Source organism: Pseudomonas sp. 2995-1 (assembly GCF_002742505.1).
Taxonomy (GTDB): domain Bacteria; phylum Pseudomonadota; class Gammaproteobacteria; order Pseudomonadales; family Pseudomonadaceae; genus Aquipseudomonas; species Aquipseudomonas sivasensis.
In genome coordinates, this window is the sequence record NZ_LJSA01000144.1 from 1 (window position 1) to 228 (window position 228).

Here is a 228-nt window from a genome sequence, read left to right on the forward strand (position 1 = left end):
ATCCTCAAATCGTTCAATAATTTCTTCATAAATATTCGGATTATGAGCCAAGGCTTTGTGTAAAAGGTATGTTTCTTCCCCTACTTTGGCTCCCCCTTGCTGAATGAGTGTAGGGCTGTTTTTGCCATCGTAAAGATATACTAAGCGACCGTCGTCTTTTACAAGGGTAATCCATCCATAAATGAGCCCTAAAATAAGTGCTCTCTCATTTTTCTTAGAGTCTAGTTC

The 228-nt window shown here is 39.0% G+C and carries 1 protein-coding gene; it reads right to left on the bottom strand.

Features of this window, described 5'->3' with window-relative positions:
- The coding region (locus tag AOA61_RS31745; RefSeq protein WP_218197317.1) for a hypothetical protein at nt 1-228 on the bottom strand (228 nt) is incomplete at both ends.